This window comes from Streptomyces sp. BV286, assembly GCF_019090165.1.
In the GTDB taxonomy this organism is placed as follows: Bacteria; Actinomycetota; Actinomycetes; order Streptomycetales; family Streptomycetaceae; genus Streptomyces.
The window spans coordinates 1-3193 of sequence record NZ_JAHRIB010000051.1 but is presented as its reverse complement, the minus strand read 5'-3'; the positions used below and the strand labels follow the sequence as shown (position 1 = coordinate 3193).

The 3193-nt window shown below is 56.6% G+C and carries 1 rRNA gene; it reads right to left on the bottom strand.

Annotation, left to right across the window (positions count from 1 at the left end):
- Window positions 1-21: 21 nt before the first annotated feature.
- Window positions 22-3144: ribosomal RNA gene (locus KUF83_RS07140) — 23S ribosomal RNA — on the bottom strand.
- Window positions 3145-3193 lie beyond the last annotated feature (49 nt).

Here is a 3193-nt window from a genome sequence, read left to right as displayed (position 1 = left end):
ACACAGTGGACGCGAGCAACTGAGGACAAGCCCTCGGCCTATTAGTACCAGTCAGCTTCACCCCTTACAGGGCTTCCACATCTGGCCTATCAACCCAGTCGTCTACTGGGAGCCTTAACCAATCTAGTTGGTGGGAATACTCATCTCGAAGCAGGCTTCCCGCTTAGATGCTTTCAGCGGTTATCCCTCCCGAACGTAGCCAACCAGCCATGCCCTTGGCAGGACAACTGGCACACCAGAGGTTCGTCCGTCCCGGTCCTCTCGTACTAGGGACAGCCCTTCTCAATATTCCTACGCGCACAGCGGATAGGGACCGAACTGTCTCACGACGTTCTAAACCCAGCTCGCGTACCGCTTTAATGGGCGAACAGCCCAACCCTTGGGACCGACTCCAGCCCCAGGATGCGACGAGCCGACATCGAGGTGCCAAACCATCCCGTCGATATGGACTCTTGGGGAAGATCAGCCTGTTATCCCCGGGGTACCTTTTATCCGTTGAGCGACGGCGCTTCCACAAGCCACCGCCGGATCACTAGTCCCGACTTTCGTCCCTGCTCGACCCGTCGGTCTCACAGTCAAGCTCCCTTGTGCACTTACACTCAACACCTGATTGCCAACCAGGCTGAGGGAACCTTTGGGCGCCTCCGTTACTCTTTAGGAGGCAACCGCCCCAGTTAAACTACCCATCAGACACTGTCCCTGATCCGGATCACGGACCCAGGTTAGACATCCAGCACGACCAGACTGGTATTTCAACGACGACTCCACCATGGCTGGCGCCATGACTTCAAAGTCTCCCAGCTATCCTACACAAGCCGAACCGAACACCAATATCAAACTGTAGTAAAGGTCCCGGGGTCTTTCCGTCCTGCTGCGCGAAACGAGCATCTTTACTCGTAGTGCAATTTCACCGGGCCTATGGTTGAGACAGTCGAGAAGTCGTTACGCCATTCGTGCAGGTCGGAACTTACCCGACAAGGAATTTCGCTACCTTAGGATGGTTATAGTTACCACCGCCGTTTACTGGCGCTTAAGTTCTCAGCTTCGCCAAACCGAAGTTTGACTAACCGGTCCCCTTAACGTTCCAGCACCGGGCAGGCGTCAGTCCGTATACATCGCCTTACGGCTTCGCACGGACCTGTGTTTTTAGTAAACAGTCGCTTCTCGCTGGTCTCTGCGGCCACCCCCAGCTCAAGCAGCAAGTGCTATCACCGGTGATGGCCCCCCTTCTCCCGAAGTTACGGGGGCATTTTGCCGAGTTCCTTAACCATAGTTCACCCGAACGCCTCGGTATTCTCTACCTGACCACCTGAGTCGGTTTAGGGTACGGGCCGCCATGAAACTCGCTAGAGGCTTTTCTCGACAGCATAGGATCATCCACTTCACCACAATCGGCTCGGCATCAGGTCTCAGACTATGTGCCAGGCGGATTTACCTACCTGACGTCCTACACCCTTACCCCGGGACAACCACCGCCCGGGATGGACTACCTTCCTGCGTCACCCCATCACTCACCTACTGCAGGTCTGGTCCGTCGGCTCCACCACTTTCCTTTCCCCGAAGGGTCCGGAACGGCTTCACGGACTTAGCATCGCCTGGTTCAATGTTTGACGCTTCACAGCGGGTACCGGAATATCAACCGGTTATCCATCGACTACGCCTGTCGGCCTCGCCTTAGGTCCCGACTTACCCTGGGCAGATCAGCTTGACCCAGGAACCCTTAGTCAATCGGCGCACACGTTTCTCACGTGTGTATCGCTACTCATGCCTGCATTCTCACTCGTGAACCGTCCACCACTGCCTTCCGGCGCGGCTTCACCCGGCACACGACGCTCCCCTACCCATCCCAACGGGCGTTGGCCCTATTGCTGGAATGACACGACTTCGGCGGTACGCTTGAGCCCCGCTACATTGTCGGCGCGGAATCACTAGACCAGTGAGCTATTACGCACTCTTTCAAGGGTGGCTGCTTCTAAGCCAACCTCCTGGTTGTCTGTGCGACTCCACATCCTTTCCCACTTAGCGTACGCTTAGGGGCCTTAGTCGATGCTCTGGGCTGTTTCCCTCTCGACCATGGAGCTTATCCCCCACAGTCTCACTGCCGCGCTCTCACTTACCGGCATTCGGAGTTTGGCTAAGGTCAGTAACCCGGTAGGGCCCATCGCCTATCCAGTGCTCTACCTCCGGCAAGAAACACACGACGCTGCACCTAAATGCATTTCGGGGAGAACCAGCTATCACGGAGTTTGATTGGCCTTTCACCCCTAACCACAGGTCATCCCCCAGGTTTTCAACCCTGGTGGGTTCGGTCCTCCACGACCTCTTACAGCCGCTTCAACCTGCCCATGGCTAGATCACTCCGCTTCGGGTCTTGAGCGCGCTACTATATCGCCCTATTCGGACTCGCTTTCGCTACGGCTTCCCCACACGGGTTAACCTCGCAACACACCGCAAACTCGCAGGCTCATTCTTCAAAAGGCACGCAGTCACGACCCACCAAGTAAACTTGATGAGCGACGCTCCCACGGCTTGTAGGCACACGGTTTCAGGTACTATTTCACTCCGCTCCCGCGGTACTTTTCACCATTCCCTCACGGTACTATCCGCTATCGGTCACCAGGGAATATTTAGGCTTAGCGGGTGGTCCCGCCAGATTCACACGGGATTTCTCGGGCCCCGTGCTACTTGGGTGTCTCTCAAACGAGCCGTTGATGTTTCGACTACGGGGGTCTTACCCTCTACGCCGGACCTTTCGCATGTCCTTCGCCTACACCAACGGTTTCTGACTCGTCTCACAGCCGGCAGACTGTGAAAGAGAGATCCCACAACCCCGCATGCGCAACCCCTGCCGGGTCTCACACACATACGGTTTGGCCTCATCCGGTTTCGCTCGCCACTACTCCCGGAATCACGGTTGTTTTCTCTTCCTGCGGGTACTGAGATGTTTCACTTCCCCGCGTTCCCTCCACACACCCTATGTGTTCAGATGTGGGTGACAGCCCATGACGACTGCCGGGTTTCCCCATTCGGAAACCCCCGGATCAAAGCCTGGTTGACGGCTCCCCGGGGACTATCGTGGCCTCCCACGTCCTTCATCGGTTCCTGGTACCAAGGCATCCACCGTGCGCCCTTAAAAACTTGGCCACAGATGCTCGCGTCCACTGTGCAGTTCTCAAACAACGACCAACCACCC